Origin of the sequence: Corynebacterium sp. KPL2895 (genome assembly GCF_040225815.1) — a bacterium.
Taxonomy (GTDB): Bacteria; Actinomycetota; Actinomycetes; order Mycobacteriales; family Mycobacteriaceae; genus Corynebacterium; species Corynebacterium rhinophilum.
This window is the reverse complement of sequence record NZ_JBEHFY010000008.1, coordinates 61826-81999: the sequence shown is the minus strand read 5'-3', so window position 1 is coordinate 81999 and position 20174 is coordinate 61826. Positions and strand designations below refer to the sequence as shown.

Here is a 20174-nt window from a genome sequence, read left to right as displayed (position 1 = left end):
GCCTCTAATCGATGCGCGGGATCTGCGTCGTGGCATCATCGGCCTGCGGCGGCACTGGCTGTTCTGGCTGCTCAGGCTGTTCGCCGGCTAGCTTCTTTTTGCGGAAGAATTGGACATAGACCAAAAGACCAATTCCTAGCACCAGCGCGAATGCGCCGAGCCCCGCCAAGATGCCCGCCCAAAAGCTGCTCTTGGTCAGTGAGGCGGTGTAGGCGGCACCGGCAAGCGCCTCATTGTTGTGGTCCTTGCCACCCGCAGATGCGTTGGGCACCGGCGCCGTGCTTCGGTTCTCAGATTTAGAGCCCTTAGATTTGCTGTCCTTAGCCTTGCTGCTCTTGGACTTCGGGGTGGATTTGCCCGCGGATTTCTGGCCAGAACTTCCGCCGGATTTGGATTGTGCAGCCTTAGAACCGCTGCGAGAGCCGCTGCTTGCCGATGCTCCCTTCGACGAGCCCCCACCCGATTTGCGCGACGCAGCACCAGAGCCGGCCCCAGAACCGTGGGCTTGGTTAGTCTTGCTCTGGCCAGAACCGCGAGCAGAGCCCTTGGTGGAGCCGGACTTCGACCCAGACTTGGAGCCTTGGTTGGACCCCTGCTTCGAACCAGAATTCTTGACTTCTTTCGAGCCTCCGGACTGGCCCTGTTTAGTTGGCTTATCGCCGGATTTATCCTTGGCGCCTTTGTCTTTCTTTTTATCGCCCTCGAGGAATTTTTGGCCTTCCTTCAGGGTATTTTCCAGCTCCTTATCCAGGCCCGCGATGGCCTTATCTACGCCTTTAATATCCTTGGCTAGCTGATTTGGGCGGGAGGTTCCGCCCGTAGGGACGCTGGCCTCAGCATCGTCGGATTCTTCGTAGTCGACACCGCACAGCTCCGCTGCATCCGCGTCATCGCCGACGAGGAATCCGGCATGCAAGTGGTGGCGGGAGCCATCGGGAAGCTCAAAAGTAAAGCTCACGGCGTAGGTGCCTGGCTTGGTAAAAGCGAAGGCAGGGTGGGCGTGGGACTTGCCGGGATAATCCCAGGCGGTGCCGTCCTCGGTATCCATCCGCACCTTGAGCTCGCCGATGCCCTCATTCTGGAACGCCACAATGCGGCCATCCTCGGGGCCAGATGCGATGGCCATGCTGAGCGTCGCGGTCTGCTTGGATCCGAGGTAGTCCTCGGAGAGTTCCTGAGTATTAAAACCTAGCCACGGAACATCCTCAATCTGGGTTTGCGGTAGCACCCATCCTTCCTCGGGCAGGGAAGGGACGTTGAGAGCTGAAATTGGCTGCTTGTTCTTCTCCGCTACCTCGACCACGAATTCTTCCGATTGGTATTCTTTGCGTTTTTGGTCATCTTTGACCACAAAGCTGATATCCCCGTTTTCATCCTTGAGCGCCATGTCTTGGTGGCCTTCGGTAATGCGGATAAAGTCCTCGGCGCTGCAGGCCTCTGCGGCATACGCGGAGGCCATAACGGAAGAGGGCAGACCCACACCGGTGAGGGTTCCCACGCTGAGGAACCCGGCGGCGCCTAGGGCAAGAGCGGTACGGCACAAGGGTTTCATGATTCGATGGTTTCCTTTCGTGGGGAGTTTTCGGAAGCGTCGGCTGGCACGCGAGGAGAAAAGTGGCCGGGTGTGCGGCGGGAGCGCAAGAAGGGATGCAGGGCCCAGACAATGAGGAAGAGGACGGTGAGCGTGAGCACGATGGTTGCGCCCGCGGGAAGATCGATGGCCCACGCCAAATAGATGCCGAAGAAGCTGCAGACGGCGCCGATGATGGCAGAGAGGAGCATCATTGTGGTCAGGTTGGCCGTGAGCAGGCGCGCCGTGGCTGCCGGGGTAATCAGCAGGGCGAGAACCAAAATATTGCCGATAGTGCTTACGGAAATGACCACCGCGGCGGTCACGCACAGGTAGAGGATGATATCCAGGGCGAAGACCGGCAGGCCCATGGCCCGGGCGGTCTCCCGGTCCAAGCAGGTGGCGTTTAGCTGCGGACCAAAGGCCACGACCACGGCTAGGACGACCAGGCAGACGCTTGCGGCGACGGTGATATCCGTGCGCGAAACGCCGGTCAGTGATCCGAAGAGGAAGCTGGTGAGCGAGGCGCTATAGCCATCCGTGCGCGAAATAATCACCATGCCCAAGGCAAAGGCGGCGGCGAAAAAGATGCCGATGATGGAATCCGCGCGCACGTGGTTGCGTTGTGAAAACGCGGCGATGAGCACCGCGACGACCGCACCGGCAACCGCCCCGCCCAGCAAGACCGAGGTCTGCAGCGCAAAGGCGATGGCCAGGCCTGGGAACACGGCGTGCGAGACGGCATCGCCAATAAAGGCCATGCCACGCAGCACCACATAACAGCCGATGACCCCGCACACGATGGCGGCGATGAGCGAAATGCCCACCGCCCTGGCGAGGAAATCGAGGTGGGGATTAGTCAAATCCCGCAAGAAATCGATAAATGAGATATCAATCACGCAGCTACTCCAATCGCAGCGAGCAACGGGGAAGAGGCACTGACACCAAACGCGCGGGTCCACGGATTTTTCTCGGCCAAAAGCTCATCGGCGGGACCATCTGCAATAACCGTGCGATTAAATAGCACTAGGCGCTTGCACGTGTGCGCCGCCTCAGACAGGTTATGGGTAGACATCACGATGGATTTCCCTTGCGCCGCAAGCTCGGCGAAAAGTTCTAATAGGGCTTCGGTATTCGGGGCGTCGAGCCCGGTAAAAGGTTCATCGAGTAGTAAGACTTCCGGCTGAATGGCCAGGGCGCGGGCGATCAATACGCGCTGGCGCTGGCCGCCGGAAAGCTCCTCGATGGGTCTGGAGGCAAATTCCTCCATATGTACCAAGCGCAGCGCCTCCGCGGCGGCCGCATGGTCCTTTTTCCCAGGGCGCTTAAACCACCCGATGAGCCCGGTGCGCCCGCTGAGCACGGTGCGGTACACGTTAATGGGAAAGCCCCATTCCACCTCGTGGCGCTGCGGAACATAGCCCACGGAGCCAGTGACGGTACACGTGCCAGAGGAAGGAATAAGCCCCAAAATGGCGCGCATCAGCGTGGTTTTGCCCGCACCATTGGGGCCTAAGAGCCCAATGAATTCACCGGTGCCTACCTCGAGATTGGCATCTTCAATAACGGTGCGGCCAGATAGTGCTACCTGCAATCCGCGCACCTGAATGCACGGCTTAGGCATGGCCATCGCCCCGCTTGCGGGATTTCACGAGCACGGCAACACCGGCGATCAGCACGATGATTCCGCCGCCGACCAAAACATAAACCCATACCGGGAGGGAAGAATCCTCGGTCGTGGCCTCTGCTGGGCTCCACTCCGCATCCTGGGCTGCCTGGATATCTGCGCCGTCGCCCACAGCGAAGGTCAGCACGCCGTCGGTACTAAACTCCTCGCCGTTTGTGGTTTCACCCTTAATCCGGATTCCCACCTGGTGGGTGCCCGGCTCCGTGAAAGTCCAGTTGGCGTGAGTGTGCGTATTGAGATCTACCCAGAACTCAGACTCGCTTTTTTCTGCCGTTGACCACAGCAGCTGGGGTGCCTCAAAGCCACCGTTTTGCAAAAAGAGGGAAAAATCCCCTGGGCCGGAGTGTCCGAGGAATTCCATAGTAACGCCGCGAGCGGCGTTATCGACAAGCGAAGGCGCCTGGGTATTCCACCCCAGCCACGGGACGCCGACCTGCTCAGTCTGCGGGACCACCCAGACATCCTCGCCGGATTGGGCACCGACGAAACTGAAATCTTCGGTATCCGGCAGCGTCTGCTGGGCCGCATCGCTGACCGAAAATACGAGGTCATCGAGGTGGCGCCACACCGGGGAGTCGCCCGCATCATCGCGGGCCAAAAGCTCGACATCGGAGCCGTCTAACAGCGTGCCGATATCAACGTGGCCGGCATCGATGACCTTTTCTTCGCCCTCTGGCGCAACGGTTTCATCCGCGCCAACCACTTGCGCGAGGTCGCCGGCCCAGGCGGGCGTTGCGGATAGGGCGAGGCCCGCAGTGACAATGCAGGCTGCCGTGCGAGTGGCCGCGCGGGTAACGGTACGAGAGGCAAGGTTAAGCATGGTTATCTCCATTCGAAGGATGTAGGCAACGCTGCAGCGAGTCAGCATTGAATTTCATGAGATCGATATAAGTAGGCACGGCATCATCAAGCGTGTCGCCGTAAATGGGGCACAGCTCCACGTTTTGCTGCGCGGCGGCTTCCTTCAGCGTGCTGGCGCTGGCTTGCTCCACCGGCTCCACAAAGACCGCAGGAAGGTGCAGGTTCTCCAGCGTCCGGCGCAGGGCAATGACCTCGCGTGGCGAAGGCTCAATGGCGGGATTAGGGGTAACAAACCCGGCCACCGAAAGGCCGTAGCCCTGCTCTAAGTAGGCATAACCGTGGTGGGTGGTGACCAAGTGCCGATTACTCTGCGGGATAGAAGAAATCGCGCGGTCCACATACTCGTCCAGCTCGCGCAATTCCGCGATATAAGACTCGGCACGGGCGCGGTAATCGGCGCCGTGCGACGGATCCGCATTCGCCATTTCTTCAGCAATGACATCGACATAGGCAATGGCATTGTCTACGTTGTGCCACAAGTGTGGATCCACTTCGCCGTGGATATGTTTGCCCAGGACTGCCTGGGGGAGCAGGTACGTATCCGCGCCGGGGGTGCCCAAGAAGCGATAAGCGGGATCCGGCGGAATGGGCTGCAGGACCGAGGAAGGGACCGCTACCGTGGTATGCGCGGGATCAAAATGCTGGTCTTGATCGCGTAAATCAATAGATCCCTCTGCCACATCAGCGGCAATATCCACGTGGCCGGAATCAATGACATCCATATCCTCCGGCGGGTTCACGCCTACCGCGACGGTGAGGTGCTCTACCTCCGTGCCATCGGCCTGAAAGCCAAGCTTATATATGCCCGGCTCAGAAAAACCCCACGAGACGTGCGTGTGCGCATTAGCCGGGAGGGTGACCGAATCATCGCCGGCGTCGATGCCATCGGCGCTATTAAATAGCACCTCCGGCGTGCCGAAGGTCGAGACCACGTAGGCAGCGACATCGCCTGGCCCCTCGGCAGAGACCATGCGGAAGTCGACGCCGGAGTTGCGCATTTCGGCGCCGCTGATGCGCAGGCCCAACCAGATGGCATCCAGGGAGACATCTTCTACCAGCGGCACGAGGGCGGCACCGCGGGTGGAGGCCGAGTCAGCGACCTCTACCACGGGCGCATCCGTGGATTCGTGCAAGGTATCTATCAGGGATTGCGGTTCCAGGAGGTATCCATTGCTCAAGGCAAGATCCGCATTGGCCACGTTGCGCACCGTGCGCAGCGTCGGCTCAAAGGTGTGCGGGTCCTTTCCGCTGGGGATAAGACCGGTGACCGAGGCATCCTCGCCTGCAACGTGGCGGGCCATATCCGCCAAAATCGGCGTCGTCGCCACCACGCTGAAGCGATCCGAGGTATCCACCGCTGCCGAGGTCGTGCAACCTGCCGCAAGGAGGGAGACGCTAAAGAGCGCCCCGACGGTCTGCAGCCCGCGCGGTACGAAACGGTAGTGGGGCACTGGCATTAATTCTTTGCCCTCGCGACAGCGAGCCGTGCGATGCCCAGACCAAGGAACAGCATGCCCAGTCCGAGCACGCCAATTCCGAGCGGCATGGTGGGGGTCCCAGTATTGGCGAGAGCCGCATTGCCACCCTTACCGGATGCGTTCGCACCGGAACCGCTGGTGCCATCCTGGCCAGCGCCGGAGCCATTAGAGCCCGCGCCGGCTGCGGCGCCAACACCACAGTCTCCGCCATCTGGGTTTACTTCCGCGCCCAGGTCAAAGTGGCCATTATCGAAGGAGCCCTCTGGCCTGCCACCGCCCACGACAAAGTGCAGCGTTGCCTGGCCGGCTACTTGCTTGCCGGCAGAGGTTTGGGCCACCTGGCGAATGGTGACGTCGTAGGTGCCCTGCTTTTCGAAGACCCAGTTGGGGTGCACGTGGGTATTGGGCGCGATATTGTAGCTACCTTCGACGGCACCGTTGGCGCCGCGGAACCATTCATCGCCGACGATCTTGCCCAGGCCACCCTGGCTGTAGACCATCATGGCACCAGGGCCCTTCATATCAACGAGCTCCCAAGTAACATCACCCGGAATGTGCTCGCGCATGGAAGGGCTCTGGGTATTCGCACCGAGCCACGGCACGCCATCGACCTGCGTAGAACCGATCATCCACGCTTGGCCGGCAGATACGGGACCAACATCTTCTGGCAGTTCTACGCCGGAATTATCGGAGAGGTAAAAAGTCGCGCCGTCGGCATCGCGCCACTGCGGTGGCGAGGCTGTATCGTCCTTAATCTGCGGGATAATTCCCGGCCGGCACTCTGGATCCGTGGATTGTCCATCGTTTGCAGCGTTGCCGCCTTGGCCACCCTCGGAATTGCCATGTCCAGCGTCATTGCCGGAGTTGTCTGCATCGCCAGCACCGCCCGCAGAGCGGTGAGCGGAGCCTGCACCGCCGCCTTCGCCCACCTGCCAGGTATAGGTCACTGCGTTACTGGTTTGTCCGTTGGAGGAGGCTTGGACGGTCATCTCGTACGTACCAGCCTCACTGAAAGCCCAGTTGACGTGGCGGTGTGCAGGACTCGGCTGGTTAATAACCTCGCCGCTGGTGAGCTCCATCGAACCGGAATTGGTCACGGCACCGACGTTGCCGAACCCAGAGGTTTCAAAGACATAGACCGAGCCCGGCCCAGAGATATTGGTGAACTCGAAGTCAACACTGGTAAAGCCACCATCGCGTGCCGGCTGCGTATCCCAGCCCGGCCAGATGATATTTGGGTCCTGGGTTTGGGGCAGGAAGTAGGTCGATTCGCCAATCTCGGGAACGCCCTCGGTGGCATCGGACCATGCGGATTCCACTACTTGGAGCAATACGTCATCGCCAGGGCGCTGGACGTGCGAACCGGTGACATCTTCCTGCATGGATAGGTGCAGCTGGCCATCCGGTGCCGTGACATAGAATGCGTCGATATGGCCAGAATCAAAGACCTCATCGAAGGCCAAGGCCGGTGAGGCTGGAACGAAAAACGCGATAAGGGCGGTAATCACCGCCGCGATGATGCGGCTGCCAGGCCGGTGGGCTCTGGTGCGCGAAATGGTGTTGGTATCCATGGTTGAATTTCCTTTAAAGCGCCTGGGGTGGGGTCCCCTGAGCAGTGGATTATTAGTTAGATGCGCCAGCCAAAGCGCTCACGAATGAGATCTTGGTTGTCGCGGAAGAAGTTGTAGAAGGCCTTGAAGGTGATGCCAAGAACCGCAGGCAAGACCAGGGTCCAAGGATTAAACGATGACCCTACGGGAGCTGACGGCTCGGACGGCTTGGACGGTTTCGAGGGCTTGGACGGCTTCTCGGAAGGTTTTTCCGATGAGGAATCGGATGGCGCAGCCGTAGAACAGGACTTCACCGCGTCATCACCAATGGCAAAGGTCAACGTCTGTGGCTCCGAGGCAAGTTCCTTGCCATCGGTGGTAGTTGCCGTATAGGTTGCCTCGAACGTGTAGATGCCCGGCTTGGTAAAAGCCCAGTGGGTATGCCTGTGCGATGCGAAGGTGGTCTCGATCGTGTGGTCGTTTTCGGCAGAATTGGCAAGGACGTCGTAACCGACACCCCTGGCCTTATCTATATATGCGCCCCACTCAGCGCCCTCTGGCGTGTGCGTGGGCTTAAGGTTCAAATTGACTTTGCCATTTTTCATCTTGGAGTAATCCAATTCTTCGGTGTTATACCCCGGCCAGATGATGGCTTGGTTCTGCGTTTGTGGCAGGTGGTAGAAGCGGTCACCGATGTTGCCAAGGAAATCGAATTTCTTATCACCCAGCTGCTGACCGCGAGGAGTAAGCGCGTTTTTGTGTACGCCAAGCACGACGTCATCCAACGAGCGGTCTACCGAGTTCTTATCAATTTGTCCTGTGTCATCGCGCAGGACGGTGCGGAAACCATCGTCCGTAGGAAGTGCCTTGATATCGACGTGCCCGCGGTCAAGTACCTGCTTTTCGCTGCAGCGCTGAGCTTCTTCGTCCTGTGGCGGTTGAAATGGTGCCGGCGTATCGCCGGGCGCGGGCGTATCGCCGGACTCAGGCTTTCCGCCTGGGGTAGCGGTGTTATCCTCTGCGCTGGTAGAAAGCTCGTCTTTTACTTCGTAGTTTTCATCGAGTTTGTAGGACTCGGTCAGCACCGTGCTTCCGTGGCCGGCCTGGACCGTGGAGTGCGGGAAGACGTTGATTTTGGCAGTGTAGTTTTCGGAGTACCTACCGTAGGTAAAAGTGGCTTCTCCGTGGCCCTTGGTAATCGCTGCTTCCACCGAAGTAGAGGATTCCTCGTCGTTCTTGTTTTTGTAGAGACCACCAGTCATCACGCCGCTGAAGTTTTTATCATCCATGTCGATGATAATTTTGGTTCCTTCTTCACCTTGTTTGCGCATCCGCACCGTATAGCCGGTTTCTTGCAGCGTTACCTCTTCGGTGGGTGCCAGCTGGCGCGGATTCTCGGCTTCTTCCCACTTCTCTTCGGTAGTAGAAGAATCGGTTTGGGAGGGGGAGCCCGGGGTAAATTCCACCTGCTGCGAAATCCAGCGCGGGGCATCGCCTTCTGGGGTAAAGACGGCCTGGATATTGGACGATTCTGGGCCCATGTACTCATCCCACTTGGCGTGGCCGTCGGTGACGGGCAGATCGGTGAGGAAATAGCCATCGATAAGCAGCGTAAGCGTGCCGGATGCCTTGTTCTTTGCATCGAAGGAAATGGTGGTGAGCTTATCGTCACCGTCTTTTTCCGGGTTCTGCTTTTTGTCCAGGCTCAGGCTGTAGCCAGCAGCGGCGGCATCACCGGAGGAGGAGCTATCAAAGCGCTCTTTGAGGCTTGGGGTCTTTTCATCCTTTGGCTTTTGCCCGCCCACTTGGTAGCTGGTGGTCTGCGGCTCACTAGCCACGAGTTGGCCATCCGCCGTGCGCGCGGTGGTGCGAAAGGTCAAGCGATAACGGCCGGGCTTGGTAAAGAGCGTGTAGTTGTGAGTGTGGCTACCACGTTCGAGAAAAGCAGAGTGTGGTGAGTTCTCGAACGAACCCAGCATGCGATTGAGATTAGTGCCGTCTTTATCGTCCTTATTGGTAAAAAGCTCCACGTCACCTGGGCCATCCACGCTCAACAGATCGAGGTAGGCGATGTTGTTGCGGAAATTTTCCACGGGAAGCCCCTTTGAACCGAATCCGATCCAGATGGGCTCTTGGTTAGCGGAGGCTTGGGACGGGGCAGTGTAGTACGTGGTGCCTGGGGCGCCGATGTAATCCTGCGTACCGTTTTGCGGCAGGGAATACATAAAGTTCTGGTGGCGCTTACCGTTCTCGTCTTCGCGGGTATAGCCTTTGCCAATCCAGGCAACGGTGTCATCGATGAGCGGCGGCGTTTGGCCGGGAAATTCGGATCGCAGCAGGAAGTTGTCGTTTTCCCAAAAACTCTTGGGAGAATCGACGTGGGTTTGGGTCGCGATGTGTTTGCCATCGTCTGGACCGGCGTAGGCGGTAGCCGGGGCAATCAGCGCGATCGTGCTGAATGCGGCGATGAAGCGGATACGAGGAGAAGCCACCAGCGCGTTACCTTTCTGCAGTTGTCAGTAGTTCACCTCGAAACTATAGAAAATGATTCCCAATACTGGATAATTTTTTGAAAACCGTCCCCTTTTACCAGTGTGTTTATAATGGAACTCGTTATCATCTACCCCTTTTTGCGTGTAATAAAGTAAATGGGGACGCACTTTTGGGTGGTAGGGTGAGGCGCTGGTTTGGGCTGGTGCGGACTGTGTCCTGTGGCTCCACTACGATGGTGGCCATGACTGAAGTTCGCGTTAGATTTTGCCCTTCTCCCACTGGTACCCCGCACGTTGGCATGGTGCGCACGGCCCTGTTTAACTGGGCCTATGCCCGCCACACCGGCGGAAAATTGATTTTCCGCATCGAAGATACCGATGCTGCCCGTGACTCGGAAGAGTCCTATCAGGCCATCATTGATTCCTTGACCTGGCTCGGATTGGGCTGGGACGAGGGTGTCAATGTGGGCGGCCCGCATGAACCGTACCGGCAGTCCCAGCGCATGGACATTTATAAAGATGTGCTCAATAAGCTTATCGATGCCGGACATGTCTACCCTGCCTACTCCACCGCGGAAGAGGTAGAAGAACGGCACAAGGCAGCCGGGCGCGATCCCAAGTTGGGCTATGACAACTACGACCGCGACCTGACGCAAGAGCAGATCGATGCCTTTGAGGCTGAAGGTCGCAAGCCCGTCTGGCGTCTGCGCATGCCAGACAAGGACTGGGCCTGGACCGACCTTGTGCGCGGCGAGATGTCCTTCAAATCTGAAACTCAGCCTGACTACGTGGTGGCGCGCTCCAACGGAGCTCCGCTATATACCCTGGTTAACCCGGTAGATGACGCGCTGATGCGCATTACCCACGTACTGCGCGGCGAGGATCTTCTCTCATCCACCCCGCGCCAGCTGGCCATGTATGACGTGCTGAAGGAAATCGGCATCGCGGAATTTACCCCGGAGTTTGGTCACCTTCCCTTCGTGATGGGCGAGGGGAAGAAGAAGCTGTCCAAACGTGACCCGCAGTCTAACCTCTTCAATCACCGCGATAACGGCATCATCCCAGAAGGCATGCTCAACTACTTGTCGCTGTTGGGTTGGTCCCTGTCGGCGGATAAGGACATCTTCAGCATGGATGAACTGATTGAGAACTTCGATGTCAATGATGTTCTGGGTAACCCCGCCCGCTTTGACCAGAAGAAGCTCGAGGCCATCAACGCCGATCATATTCGACTGCTCGAGCCGGAGGAGTTTGCCTTCCGCCTGCGCAATTACCTGACGGAGTACACGGACTTCCCAGCCGATTATGACGGCGAGAAATTCGCCTTCGCTGCGGACTTGGTGCAAACGCGCATTAAGACGCTTGCCGATGCCTATGGGCTACTCAGCTTCCTCATCACGCCCGATGCTGAGCTCACCCTGGATGAAAAGGCGGCCAAGAAGAACCTGAAGGACGATGCCGTCCAACCCCTCGAGGTAGGCATTGACACCCTTGAAGCGGTAGAGGAGTGGAAGACCGACGCTATCGAGGCAGCACTATCCAAAGCGCTCATTGAGGACCTAGAGCTAAAGCCGCGCAAGGCCTACGGCGCGCTGCGCGTCGCCATTTCCGGTGCCCAGGTTTCGCCGCCGCTCTTTGAGTCCATGGAGCTTCTGGGCAAAGAGTCCACCTTGGCGCGCCTGCGTGCCGCCCGCGAGGTAACTCCGTACGTTCCCGCGACCGAGTAAGGCTGGCGCCACCAGAACAATGGTGGGCACAGCCCGTTAAAGCGGCGGATGAACATCGAACTACACAGATGTTATCCGCCGCTTTATTTTAGCTCAAGAAAAATGCCTTAAAATGCCAGTTGCGCTGGCGATTTGGCACATTGGACAACGATCATTATAGTTATAACACGTTGCAGCGAGCAAGGGAGCGCCGCCGATACGGATGCGATTCCAAGCGAGTGAGCAAATGGCCTATGGTGTAATTGGCAACACAGCGGTTTCTGGTACCGCCATTCTAGGTTCGAGTCCTGGTAGGCCAGCAGTGAAAATGCTTTTAAAGCAGGCTCACTAGTTCTATGCCCCGTTCGTCTAGAGGCCTAGGACGCCGGCCTCTCACGCCGGTAACACGGGTTCGAATCCCGTACGGGGTACAAATAAAAAGATTCCTCCAGCCACTGCGGTTGGAGGAATTTTCCGTATGTGCGCTTGCGGCTTAATCGGGACCAAAGTGGGTCTTAACTGGGGGATTTACCGGCACGAATCCCCGTACTATCTGCTGATTTGTATTGTGTTTACCCATCGTTTACTGTTTAACGAGTCCGCAGCAAGCAAGCTTTAAGCAGCACAGCTTTTGAATTGCATGCTACGTGCGAACGAGCCCCGTTCGTCTAGCGGCCTAGGACGCCGGCCTCTCACGCCGGTAACACGGGTTCAAATCCCGTACGGGGTACATATTAATGGCTGCGAGCTTTAACGCTCGCAGCCTTTTCTTGTGGCATTTTCTTTCTGCGCTTCTCGGGGCTAGAGAATTAGATTAAGCGGCGTTTAAACGGCTCTCGCTGCGCCGCATTGGGAAAAGTGCGGCGCAGCGAGGGAGGCATCGGAAAGCGCCTGCTGTAGCTGCAGCCCGCCCTTTGCGCTCACGGGGTCAACGGGAATGGGGCTGGGTTGTGCTCCCCGTGAGCGCCAAGGGAAGGGGGGATGGGCCTGTCACTACAAAAAGAACGCCCAGAGAGCCTCTCAGGCTGCACTGGGCGTTGTTTGAAGGTGGGGAAGGCTATGCCATGACCTTCGTCTTCTTAATCGCCTTCTGGAGGCGCTTGTGATAGTTATCCATGGCGGGGCGCAAGAACAGGCCGAGGATAAGCGCCGGGATGGCGAAGAGGAGGAGCATGCCGAGCTCTCGGAGGATGTCGGCCTCATAAATGCCGGCGATGGCGCTGCGGAACGCGTCGATGCCGTAGGTGGCCGGCAGCCACGGACTGACATTTTGGAACCACTCCGGAAGAAGCGGCAGGGGATAGGCGCCGCCAGAACCGGAGACTTGGATAACCAAGAGCAGAACCGCGAGGGCCTTGCCCGCGCTATCGAATGTGATAACCAGTGAATATATTATCAACATAAACACCAGTGAGATTATCCACGAGGCAAAGAGCATCATGAATGGGTGCTCGGGCTCGATCTCCACGAAGAAAATCAGGCTGAGGACGGCGAAGGTGGCTTGGGCGATGCCGATGAGACCAAAGGTAAGGAAGCGGCCCAAGAAGACTTGGTTCCTAGTGAAGTGATCCTTCTTGTCGAGCTCTTCGTTCTTCTTCAAGTACTTGCGCTCGGCGTTGGTGTGCACCAGCACGCAGGCGAGCAGGGCGCCTACCCACAGCGAAAGCGTGAGGTAGAACGGCGTCATACCAACACCGAAAGAAGCAACATCGTAGATGGGCTGGCGGTCCACATTGACCGGCGAAGCGATCCGAGAGGCCAGAAGCTCGGGGTCATCGCCAATGAGATCGGCGAGCTGACTTAGGTCACCGCCGTCGCGGATCTCATCGATCTTTTGGCTGAGTTCGCCAAAGCGACCCGCCTGATGCTGCAAGGTACCGGATAGACTTGCGGTTAGATCGCGCGCCCGCACGAGGGCATCGTTGTCATTAGAGATGGTATTGCGGATGCCTGCGATATCGTGCTTGACCGCATCAACATCGTTGGCAACCGTGCCCACGCTATCTCCCAGAGCCGCTAGTTGTGGCTTCAGATTGGAGTTATAGGAGTTGCGGGCGTTTTCGACTGCCTGCTTGGCGCTGGCAATCGCAGCTTGCGTTTGTTGCTTGGACTCCTGGGAATTCCCGCCGTTTTCGATGTTATCGGCCGTAGAAGTCAAAGAATCGTGCAACGCATTGCTCTGGGCGATGCTGGCATCCAGCTGCCCCATCACGGCCGCATAACCTGCCGCTACAGGGCCTGGAAGATCGACCTTATCGGCTTCCTTCTGGATACTGTCCTTTACGCCCTGGAAGGCTGCGGTCTGCTGTCCCACGCGGTCCGCGGCAGTGCGGAAGGTTTGGGCGGTCTGCGCGGAGGTGGCGCTAGCATTGTTCAGCAATTCCTCGATTTGTGAGGATAGGACCTCGTAGCTCTGCGTCGTCGCGGCAAGGGACGCATCCAAGGAACCAGTGGACTCATCCAGCGTGGACTTTAGGATATCGATGGGTGACTCGCCGTTGTCATTGGTCGTGCTGGAAGCCTGGTTTCCCGCTTCATTCAGGATATTATTGGCTGCCTGGGTGAGCGGAATGGTGGAATCTACCAGGTTACTCAGCGCCATGACCGTGCCAGAGGCTGCATCGAGGCGCGACTGTACGGTATTGACTCGGTTGTGAACGTTATTGAGCGCGGCCTGGGTATCGCCCTCATCAAGGTACTGGTCCAGCGAGGAAATGACGCCAAGGCCCACATTGGACACAACGCGGGTGAAGGACTCGTCGATCTTCTCAATCACACCGGTAGCGCTGCGTTGAGTAATCGTGGTCGACAGCGCGTTCTTCTTCTCATTGGTATAGAGATTAAGTTTGCTTGGCTCGGTGCCTTCCACGTAGAAGGTGAGGAGGTTGGAGCTGAAATCCTTGGGCAAGACGATGCCAGCGTAGTACTCACCGGACTTGGTGCCCTCTACGGCATCATCGCTATTGGTAAGAACCCAGTTGATTTCGTCGTTGCGGCTGAGCTGGGATAAAACTTCATCGCCTAAATTGAGCTTGAGCGAAGCAAGGTCGCTTTGGTGACCCTCATCCTCACTGGCGACGGCGATTTTGAGTTGTTTGGTATTGGCAAATGGGTCCCAGCTGGCGAGCACGTTAAAGGTGGTAAATAGCAGCGGGATAATGGCGAGGCCGAAAATGATGACGGCGGTCATTACGTTGCCACGGATGGCCTTGAGGTCATCGCGGAGAATGGTCAGGATATTGTTCATGACTTATCTCCCTTTCCGGATTCTTCGCCGTCGACGGCGGGCTTATCTGTGGTATCGCCCTGCGATTGTGGGGTAGAAGATATTTCCGCGTGCTTATCTGACTGGACATCTTCTAGCCGATACTGATTGGGGTTTTGGCGTTGATGCTCTAGGTGCTGCTGGATTTCTTCATCGCTGAGATCCGCCAGGCGGTTATCGTGCGCAATACTTTGTTTTACGTATTCCAGCGAACAAATGACCGCGACCGCAATCAGCGCAACGAGGCACGCAATGCCGAAAAGGATCGCCTTCTGGTCCGGCATGAATCGGGAGCAAATCACGAGCGCGAGCACCAAGGCTACTCCGATGGCGATCGTGAGCTTCATCAACTGAGAATAATTCTTCCGAGCGGTCATCCACTTGGTATCCAAGCTCTTTTGGTATCCCTCGCGGTCCGCGGAGGCATACAGAAGATCGGTGAAGCGGTAGCGGCTGCCAATCAGGTGGACCTGCTCGTTGATAACGAGCCCGCCCTTGGCCAGCTCGTCATTGACCAGCATGGTGACGTTGGACAACCCGCGCCTTAAGAGAGTGCCCACGAGGTAGGCAACAACCGCCATGCCAGTCAGCGCGGCGATATCGCGGATGTAATGGGTGCCGTAGAATCCGCCCACCGTCTCGCGCATGGCATCGATGCCGTAAGTAAAGGGCAAGAAGGGATGGACGGCGCGGAAGAAGTCCGGCGTCATCTCGATGGGGTACAGGCCCGATGCCCCGGGAATCTGAATGAAGGCCAAGACCACCGCTATGCCGCGGCCCACGTGGCCGAATGTTGAGACGAGGCCATAGGTAATGCTGAGGTAGCACAGGCTGATAAATACAGAGGTAAGGACATAAGCGGTGGCGCTGACGTGCTCAACGCCGATGACTAAGTTACCGATGGAAACGATAAGTGCCTGCGCAATGGCGAAAAAGCCGAGGAGCAAGAAGCGCGAGAAGTACGCCTTATTGATGGTTAGATCCCGGCGGCCCTGCGGGTCAACCTCGGCGCGGAAAATGATCAGGAGCATGAAGGCACCGATCCACAGCGTGAGGTTGATAAACAGCGAGGACATGCCGGAGCCGTAGTGCGTGACAGGGAATACTGCATGGCTTTCCATCTCTGCGGGCGAGGAGAGGAAGGAAGACACGTGGTCTGTATCAAGACCGTTGACGGACTTCAGCACGGTGTTGTTATTGGCTGTGTTGCTCAAGGCAATAACATCGGTGCGTGCGGAACGAAGACCTTCCTCAACGCGATCCAGATCAACCGAGAAGCGCTTTACCACTTCTTGGGCGTGGGTCAACTGCCCGTCGACGCCCCCGAGAAGCCCGTCCGTTTGCCCAACCAGAGCCTTTTGGCTGTTGAGGGAGGCAGATAGGCGCCCAGCAGTAGCGGAGACATTAGAAAGTGCAGAATTCAGCTTAGGTAGGCCGTTGGCCACGTCATCGCGCAGTCCGTGGGAATCATCGCGGGCCTGGGAGGCCATGGAATTGAGCAATTCCGAGGTCTTATTCAGCGAATCAAGGGTGGCGTTGGTATCGCTATTAAGGGAATCCAGCTCTCCTAATACCGCGCGGTTTTGATTGTTGCGGTCACGCAGATCAGAAACCGACTGGTTGATCTGCTGCGATATCTCTGGGGGAAGGGCTGGCAGGGCAGCGACACCGGCTAATTGGTCGATGGCTTTATCAGCCTGACCAAGGATGCCTTGGGCGCCGTCGGTGGCGGCATCGACGCGGTTGAGAGCGCCGTTTAACCGGCCGGTGACAGAACCGATATTGGCATTGGCGTTTGCGGTGCCATCGGCAAGCGCAGTCGTGCCTTGGATATAGGCGGCGGTGGCATCGTCGGCGAAGGAAGTAACTTCCTTTTGCACCTCGTCGGTCAAGGAGGTGACCTGATTTAAGGCCTGCTGCGCGTCATCAATCGTGGTCTGCACGGAGCCTAGCGCCGTGCGCGCCTGTGCGATGGTGGGACGAGCATCATCGATAGTGGCGTTGACATCCGCCAAGGAATTGCGCGAATTAGCCACAGTATCGGCGGTCTCTGAGAAGGAATTCGCGGTATTGCCCGCGGTGCTATTGATCCTATCGCTGAGGTCGCCGCCAGAGTTTCTCAACTCGGTGGAAACCGATTTCGCGACGTTTTCATTAAAGGTTGCGCTAATCGTGGTTTCGAGGGTAGAAGAACCAGTGTCAGTGACCTTGGGGGCGATGGCATTGATTTTTTCATTGACCTGATACTCCAAGGTGGGCTGAGAGTACGTGCCTTGGAACAGGCTGACAAAGTCGGAAGAAAAATCCTCCGGCACAATGATGGATGCAAAAACATCGCCGGATTTCACGGCGTGCTCGGCTTCGCCGCGGTCCATAAACTGCCAGCCGAGCTTGTCGTTGTTGTGCAGCTTTTCCATCATCTGCCCGCCGACGTCAATATCGCCGGTGAGATCTGACGAGGCACCCTTGTCCTCGTTCACCACGGCTACCTTGAGGTGCTCGGTATTGCCGTAAGGATCCCAAAAACCGGAGACGTTGACCCAAGAATATAAGGCAGGGGTAACCATCAATCCGATGAGAATTACCCAGACTTGCGGCGTCCGCCACAGGCGGACGAAGTCTTGGAGAAAAAGCTTCCAACTAGTAATCACTCGAAAGACCGTAGCACCGAAACGGTGTTAACTAATAGTCAAGCAGGCAGTTTCCGTGAAATTGACAGCTTCGTCACCCCTGGGCCATCGCGCACCGCACAGGAATGTGGCTAGGGTTAATAAAAGGTTAACTCACGCCGGTCCATTGCATAGAAAAGCGCCGCGATAATCTATGCATCATAGCGGTGGATTATCGCGGCGTTAGGGCGCTGCAGGGCGCTTACTGGCGAGGCTTAGTGCTCGTCGTAGTGGTCACCGTGAGCGGCGTGGCGGTGACCGTCGTGGATGTAGTCAACGTGGTCGCCGTGAGGGACAGCAACGTGGCCGCAACCCTCGCCGTGGGTGTGGTCGCTGTGCGTTTCGGCCTCAATGTGCTCGTTGGTCTCGCACTCGTCCCAGTGGCCTTCGTGCTCGCGGTGGATGTGGCCATCGTGTACGAAGTCGGTGTGATCCTCGTGCGGGAAAGCGACGTGGCCGCAGCCTTCGCCGTGGGTGTGCTCGTGTTCAGTGTGGGTAGCGTGAGTCATAATCATGAATCCTTTCTGTGCCTTAGGTCAAGGAGTGACCTTCTCGTTTTCACTCTGTTTTCATTAAATCATGTTTTCAGTTCGGTTTCAATAGCGTGCCGGAAATTTTCGATATTTTTCAATAGGCCACGGCGGGGTTGGGTATACAGGGGTAAGACGCGATTAAAGCCCTGAGCCGGTGGGAGGTCCAGGGCATTGGTGGGGAGTTGGGGAAGTTAGAGCAGCTCTGAAAGTTCTTGGGCGGCGGAGGTGAGCAGGTGGGCGTATTTCTTGGCGGGCGAGGGGCGGAACCGCTCAGCGGAACCGGAGATGGATAACGCTGCGCGAAAAACGCCGGAAGAATCGAAGACGGGAGCGGAAATGGAGGCTAGGCCCGCTTCGCGTTCTTCGATGGATTCTGCATAGCCTTGGCGGCGGGCGGCTTCTACATCGGCGGAGCTGAATTGCGCGGCGTCGAGGGGGAAGTCTACGAAGCCGGCGATGATGCGTGCTGCAGAGCCGGAGGTTAGTGGTAGCTGTCTCCCCACCGGAACCACGTTGTGTAGGCCGGACTTGGGCTCGCGGGTGGCAATGCAGGTGCGGGTGGTTCCCGTGAATTCATAGAGCTGAATGGACTCACCGGTACGGTTGAGGAGTTGGTCCATGATGGGGCCTGCGACTTCTAAGATGTGATCGCGGTTGCCGGGAAGCGCGGGACCGGCCTTCCACTTTCCTTCAGGGGTACGCACGAGGATGCGGTGTGCCTCTAACGCGGTGGCTAGCCTGTGTGTCGTTGCTCGAGGTAGTCCCGTGGTTTCGCATAACTCATTAAGGGTCGATGGATGGTTTGCCGCGGCCATCATGATGGCCATTGCACGATCTAGTACCTTAATGCCGGAAACTGCGCTATACTCTCCCATATAATGAAATCTACGTCCCAAATTATGAGATTTCAAGTGTGGAGTGATGTTTATGAACCAGAAGCTGACCTTGGCAGAAAAAGTATGGCGTGACCACGTTGTCCAGCAGGGCGACGCGGGCGCACCAGACCTTATCTATATTGACTTTCAACTTTTGCACGAAGTTACCAGCCCGCAGGCCTTCGATGGGCTGCGCTTGCAAGGTCGCACAATGCGACACCCAGAATTGCACCTGGCCACCGAGGACCACAACGTGCCGACGGAGGGTATTAAATCCGGCAACCTCTTAGAGATTAAAGATGAGGTATCGCGCACCCAGGTTTCTACCCTGCGTAAGAACTGCGAAGAATTTGGCGTGCGGTTGCACTTAATGGGTGATGAGCAGCAGGGCATCGTGCATACCGTTGGCCCACAGCTGGGCATTACCCAGCCCGGCATGACTATTGTGTGCGGCGATTCGCATACCTCGACCCACGGTGCATTCGGCTCCATTGCCATGGGCATTGGTACCTCGGAGGTAGAGCACGTCATGGCCACCCAGACGCTATCTTTGAAGCCATTTAAGACGATGGCCATCGAAGTCACCGGCGAATTGCAGGAAGGTGTCTCCGCAAAGGACCTTATTCTGGCCATCATCGCCAAGATTGGCACCGGCGGCGGCCAAGGCTACATCATCGAATATCGCGGTGAAGCTATCCGCAAGATGTCCATGGAGGCCCGCATGACCATCTGCAATATGTCCATCGAGGCCGGTGCGCGTGCCGGTATGGTCGCACCCGATGAAACGACGTTTGAGTACGTCAAGGGTCGCGAGTTCGCCCCAAAGGGCGCCGACTGGGATAAAGCGGTGGATTACTGGAAGACGCTGCCTACTGACGATGGCGCCGAATTCGATCGCGTCGTAGAAATCGACGGATCAGCCCTGACGCCATTCGTCACGTGGGGAACGAACCCGGGCCAAGGCTTGCCGCTGGGCGAAACCGTACCGGATCCGGAAGACTGCGGCGATGATAATTCCAAGGCCACGGTGAAAAAAGCCTTGGAGTACATGGACCTGCAACCAGGAACCCCACTGCGCGATATCAAGATCGACACCGTCTTCGTAGGATCGTGCACCAATGCCCGCATCGAGGACCTGCGCGCCGCAGCTGAGGTGGTCAAGGGCCGCACCATCGACGCCAATACGCGCATGATCGTGGTTCCTTCCTCCGCGGTGGTCAAGGCTGATGCAGAAAAGGAGGGCCTTGACCAGATTTTCCGGGAATTCGGTGCAGAGTGGCGCACGGCGGGTTGTTCCATGTGCCTGGGCATGAACCCTGACCAACTGAAGCCAGGGGAGCGGTCCGCATCCACGTCCAACCGTAACTTTGAAGGCCGACAGGGCCCTGGCGGGCGAACCCACCTCGTTTCCCCACAGGTTGCCGCCGCTACCGCCGTCACCGGATACCTGTCCAGCCCGGCTGACCTGAAATAAGCACGCGAGAAAGG

General features: G+C 57.6%; 13 protein-coding genes and 3 tRNA genes. 5 read left to right on the top strand and 11 right to left on the bottom strand.

The features are described 5' to 3' along the window. Window positions 1-4 precede the first annotated feature (4 nt). Genes ABRP95_RS05215 through ABRP95_RS05185 form a run of 7 tightly spaced genes read right to left on the bottom strand, consistent with a single transcriptional unit; the run spans window position 5 to window position 9638 of the window. Complete coding sequence (locus tag ABRP95_RS05215; RefSeq protein ID WP_349839058.1) at window positions 5-1552, bottom strand: choice-of-anchor M domain-containing protein; 1548 nt, start codon at window positions 1550-1552, stop codon at window positions 5-7. Then, complete coding sequence (locus tag ABRP95_RS05210; protein WP_284782961.1) at window positions 1549-2469, bottom strand: anchored repeat-type ABC transporter permease subunit; 921 nt, start codon at window positions 2467-2469, stop codon at window positions 1549-1551. The genes ABRP95_RS05215 and ABRP95_RS05210 overlap by 4 nt, the downstream gene beginning before the upstream one ends. Continuing rightward, window positions 2466-3200 carry an anchored repeat-type ABC transporter ATP-binding subunit gene (locus ABRP95_RS05205; RefSeq protein ID WP_284782962.1) on the bottom strand — a complete coding sequence of 245 codons (735 nt, stop codon included), beginning with the start codon at window positions 3198-3200 and terminating at the stop codon, window positions 2466-2468. The genes ABRP95_RS05210 and ABRP95_RS05205 overlap by 4 nt, the downstream gene beginning before the upstream one ends. Next, window positions 3187-4077, bottom strand: a complete 891-nt coding sequence (locus ABRP95_RS05200) for a choice-of-anchor M domain-containing protein (protein WP_284782963.1) — start codon at window positions 4075-4077, stop codon at window positions 3187-3189. The genes ABRP95_RS05205 and ABRP95_RS05200 overlap by 14 nt, the downstream gene beginning before the upstream one ends. Next, window positions 4070-5575, bottom strand: a complete 1506-nt coding sequence (locus ABRP95_RS05195) for an anchored repeat ABC transporter, substrate-binding protein (RefSeq protein ID WP_284852324.1) — start codon at window positions 5573-5575, stop codon at window positions 4070-4072. The genes ABRP95_RS05200 and ABRP95_RS05195 overlap by 8 nt, the downstream gene beginning before the upstream one ends. Beyond that, window positions 5575-7167, bottom strand: a complete 1593-nt coding sequence (locus tag ABRP95_RS05190; protein WP_284770531.1) for a choice-of-anchor M domain-containing protein — start codon at window positions 7165-7167, stop codon at window positions 5575-5577. The genes ABRP95_RS05195 and ABRP95_RS05190 overlap by 1 nt, the downstream gene beginning before the upstream one ends. Window positions 7168-7223: 56 nt before the next feature. Then, window positions 7224-9638, bottom strand: a complete 2415-nt coding sequence (locus tag ABRP95_RS05185) for a choice-of-anchor M domain-containing protein (protein WP_349839057.1) — start codon at window positions 9636-9638, stop codon at window positions 7224-7226. Window positions 9639-9871: 233 nt separating this feature from the next. Between ABRP95_RS05185 and gltX the strand changes: the two genes are divergently transcribed. The 4 genes from gltX to ABRP95_RS05165 all read left to right on the top strand — a co-directional run bounded on the left by gltX (window position 9872) and on the right by ABRP95_RS05165 (window position 12074). After that, window positions 9872-11365: a glutamate--tRNA ligase gene (gene gltX, locus ABRP95_RS05180; RefSeq protein WP_349839056.1), complete on the top strand. Its 1494-nt coding sequence runs from the start codon at window positions 9872-9874 to the stop codon at window positions 11363-11365. Window positions 11366-11592: 227 nt separating this feature from the next. Next, window positions 11593-11664, top strand: a tRNA-Gln gene (locus ABRP95_RS05175). A gap of 38 nt (window positions 11665-11702) precedes the next feature. After that, window positions 11703-11775 (top strand) — tRNA-Glu (locus ABRP95_RS05170). 226 nt (window positions 11776-12001) lie between these two features. Beyond that, window positions 12002-12074: transfer RNA gene (locus ABRP95_RS05165), tRNA-Glu, on the top strand. Window positions 12075-12401: 327 nt separating this feature from the next. Here the strand turns inward: ABRP95_RS05165 and ABRP95_RS05160 are convergent. From ABRP95_RS05160 to ABRP95_RS05145, 4 genes are all read right to left on the bottom strand, one after another. Next, entirely contained in the window at window positions 12402-14591 is a 2190-nt protein-coding gene (locus tag ABRP95_RS05160; RefSeq protein WP_284770529.1) for a YhgE/Pip domain-containing protein, read from the bottom strand. Beyond that, complete coding sequence (locus tag ABRP95_RS05155) at window positions 14588-17260, bottom strand: YhgE/Pip domain-containing protein (protein ID WP_284864723.1); 2673 nt, start codon at window positions 17258-17260, stop codon at window positions 14588-14590. The genes ABRP95_RS05160 and ABRP95_RS05155 overlap by 4 nt, the downstream gene beginning before the upstream one ends. A 233-nt stretch (window positions 17261-17493) precedes the next feature. Then, a complete protein-coding gene (locus ABRP95_RS05150; protein ID WP_284770527.1) occupies window positions 17494-17787 on the bottom strand; it encodes a hypothetical protein in 294 nt (97 codons plus the stop codon). A gap of 215 nt (window positions 17788-18002) precedes the next feature. Next, entirely contained in the window at window positions 18003-18686 is a 684-nt protein-coding gene (locus ABRP95_RS05145; protein WP_284770526.1) for an IclR family transcriptional regulator, read from the bottom strand. 52 nt (window positions 18687-18738) lie between these two features. Between ABRP95_RS05145 and leuC the strand changes: the two genes are divergently transcribed. Beyond that, complete coding sequence (gene leuC, locus ABRP95_RS05140) at window positions 18739-20160, top strand: 3-isopropylmalate dehydratase large subunit (protein ID WP_349839055.1); 1422 nt, start codon at window positions 18739-18741, stop codon at window positions 20158-20160. Window positions 20161-20174 lie beyond the last annotated feature (14 nt).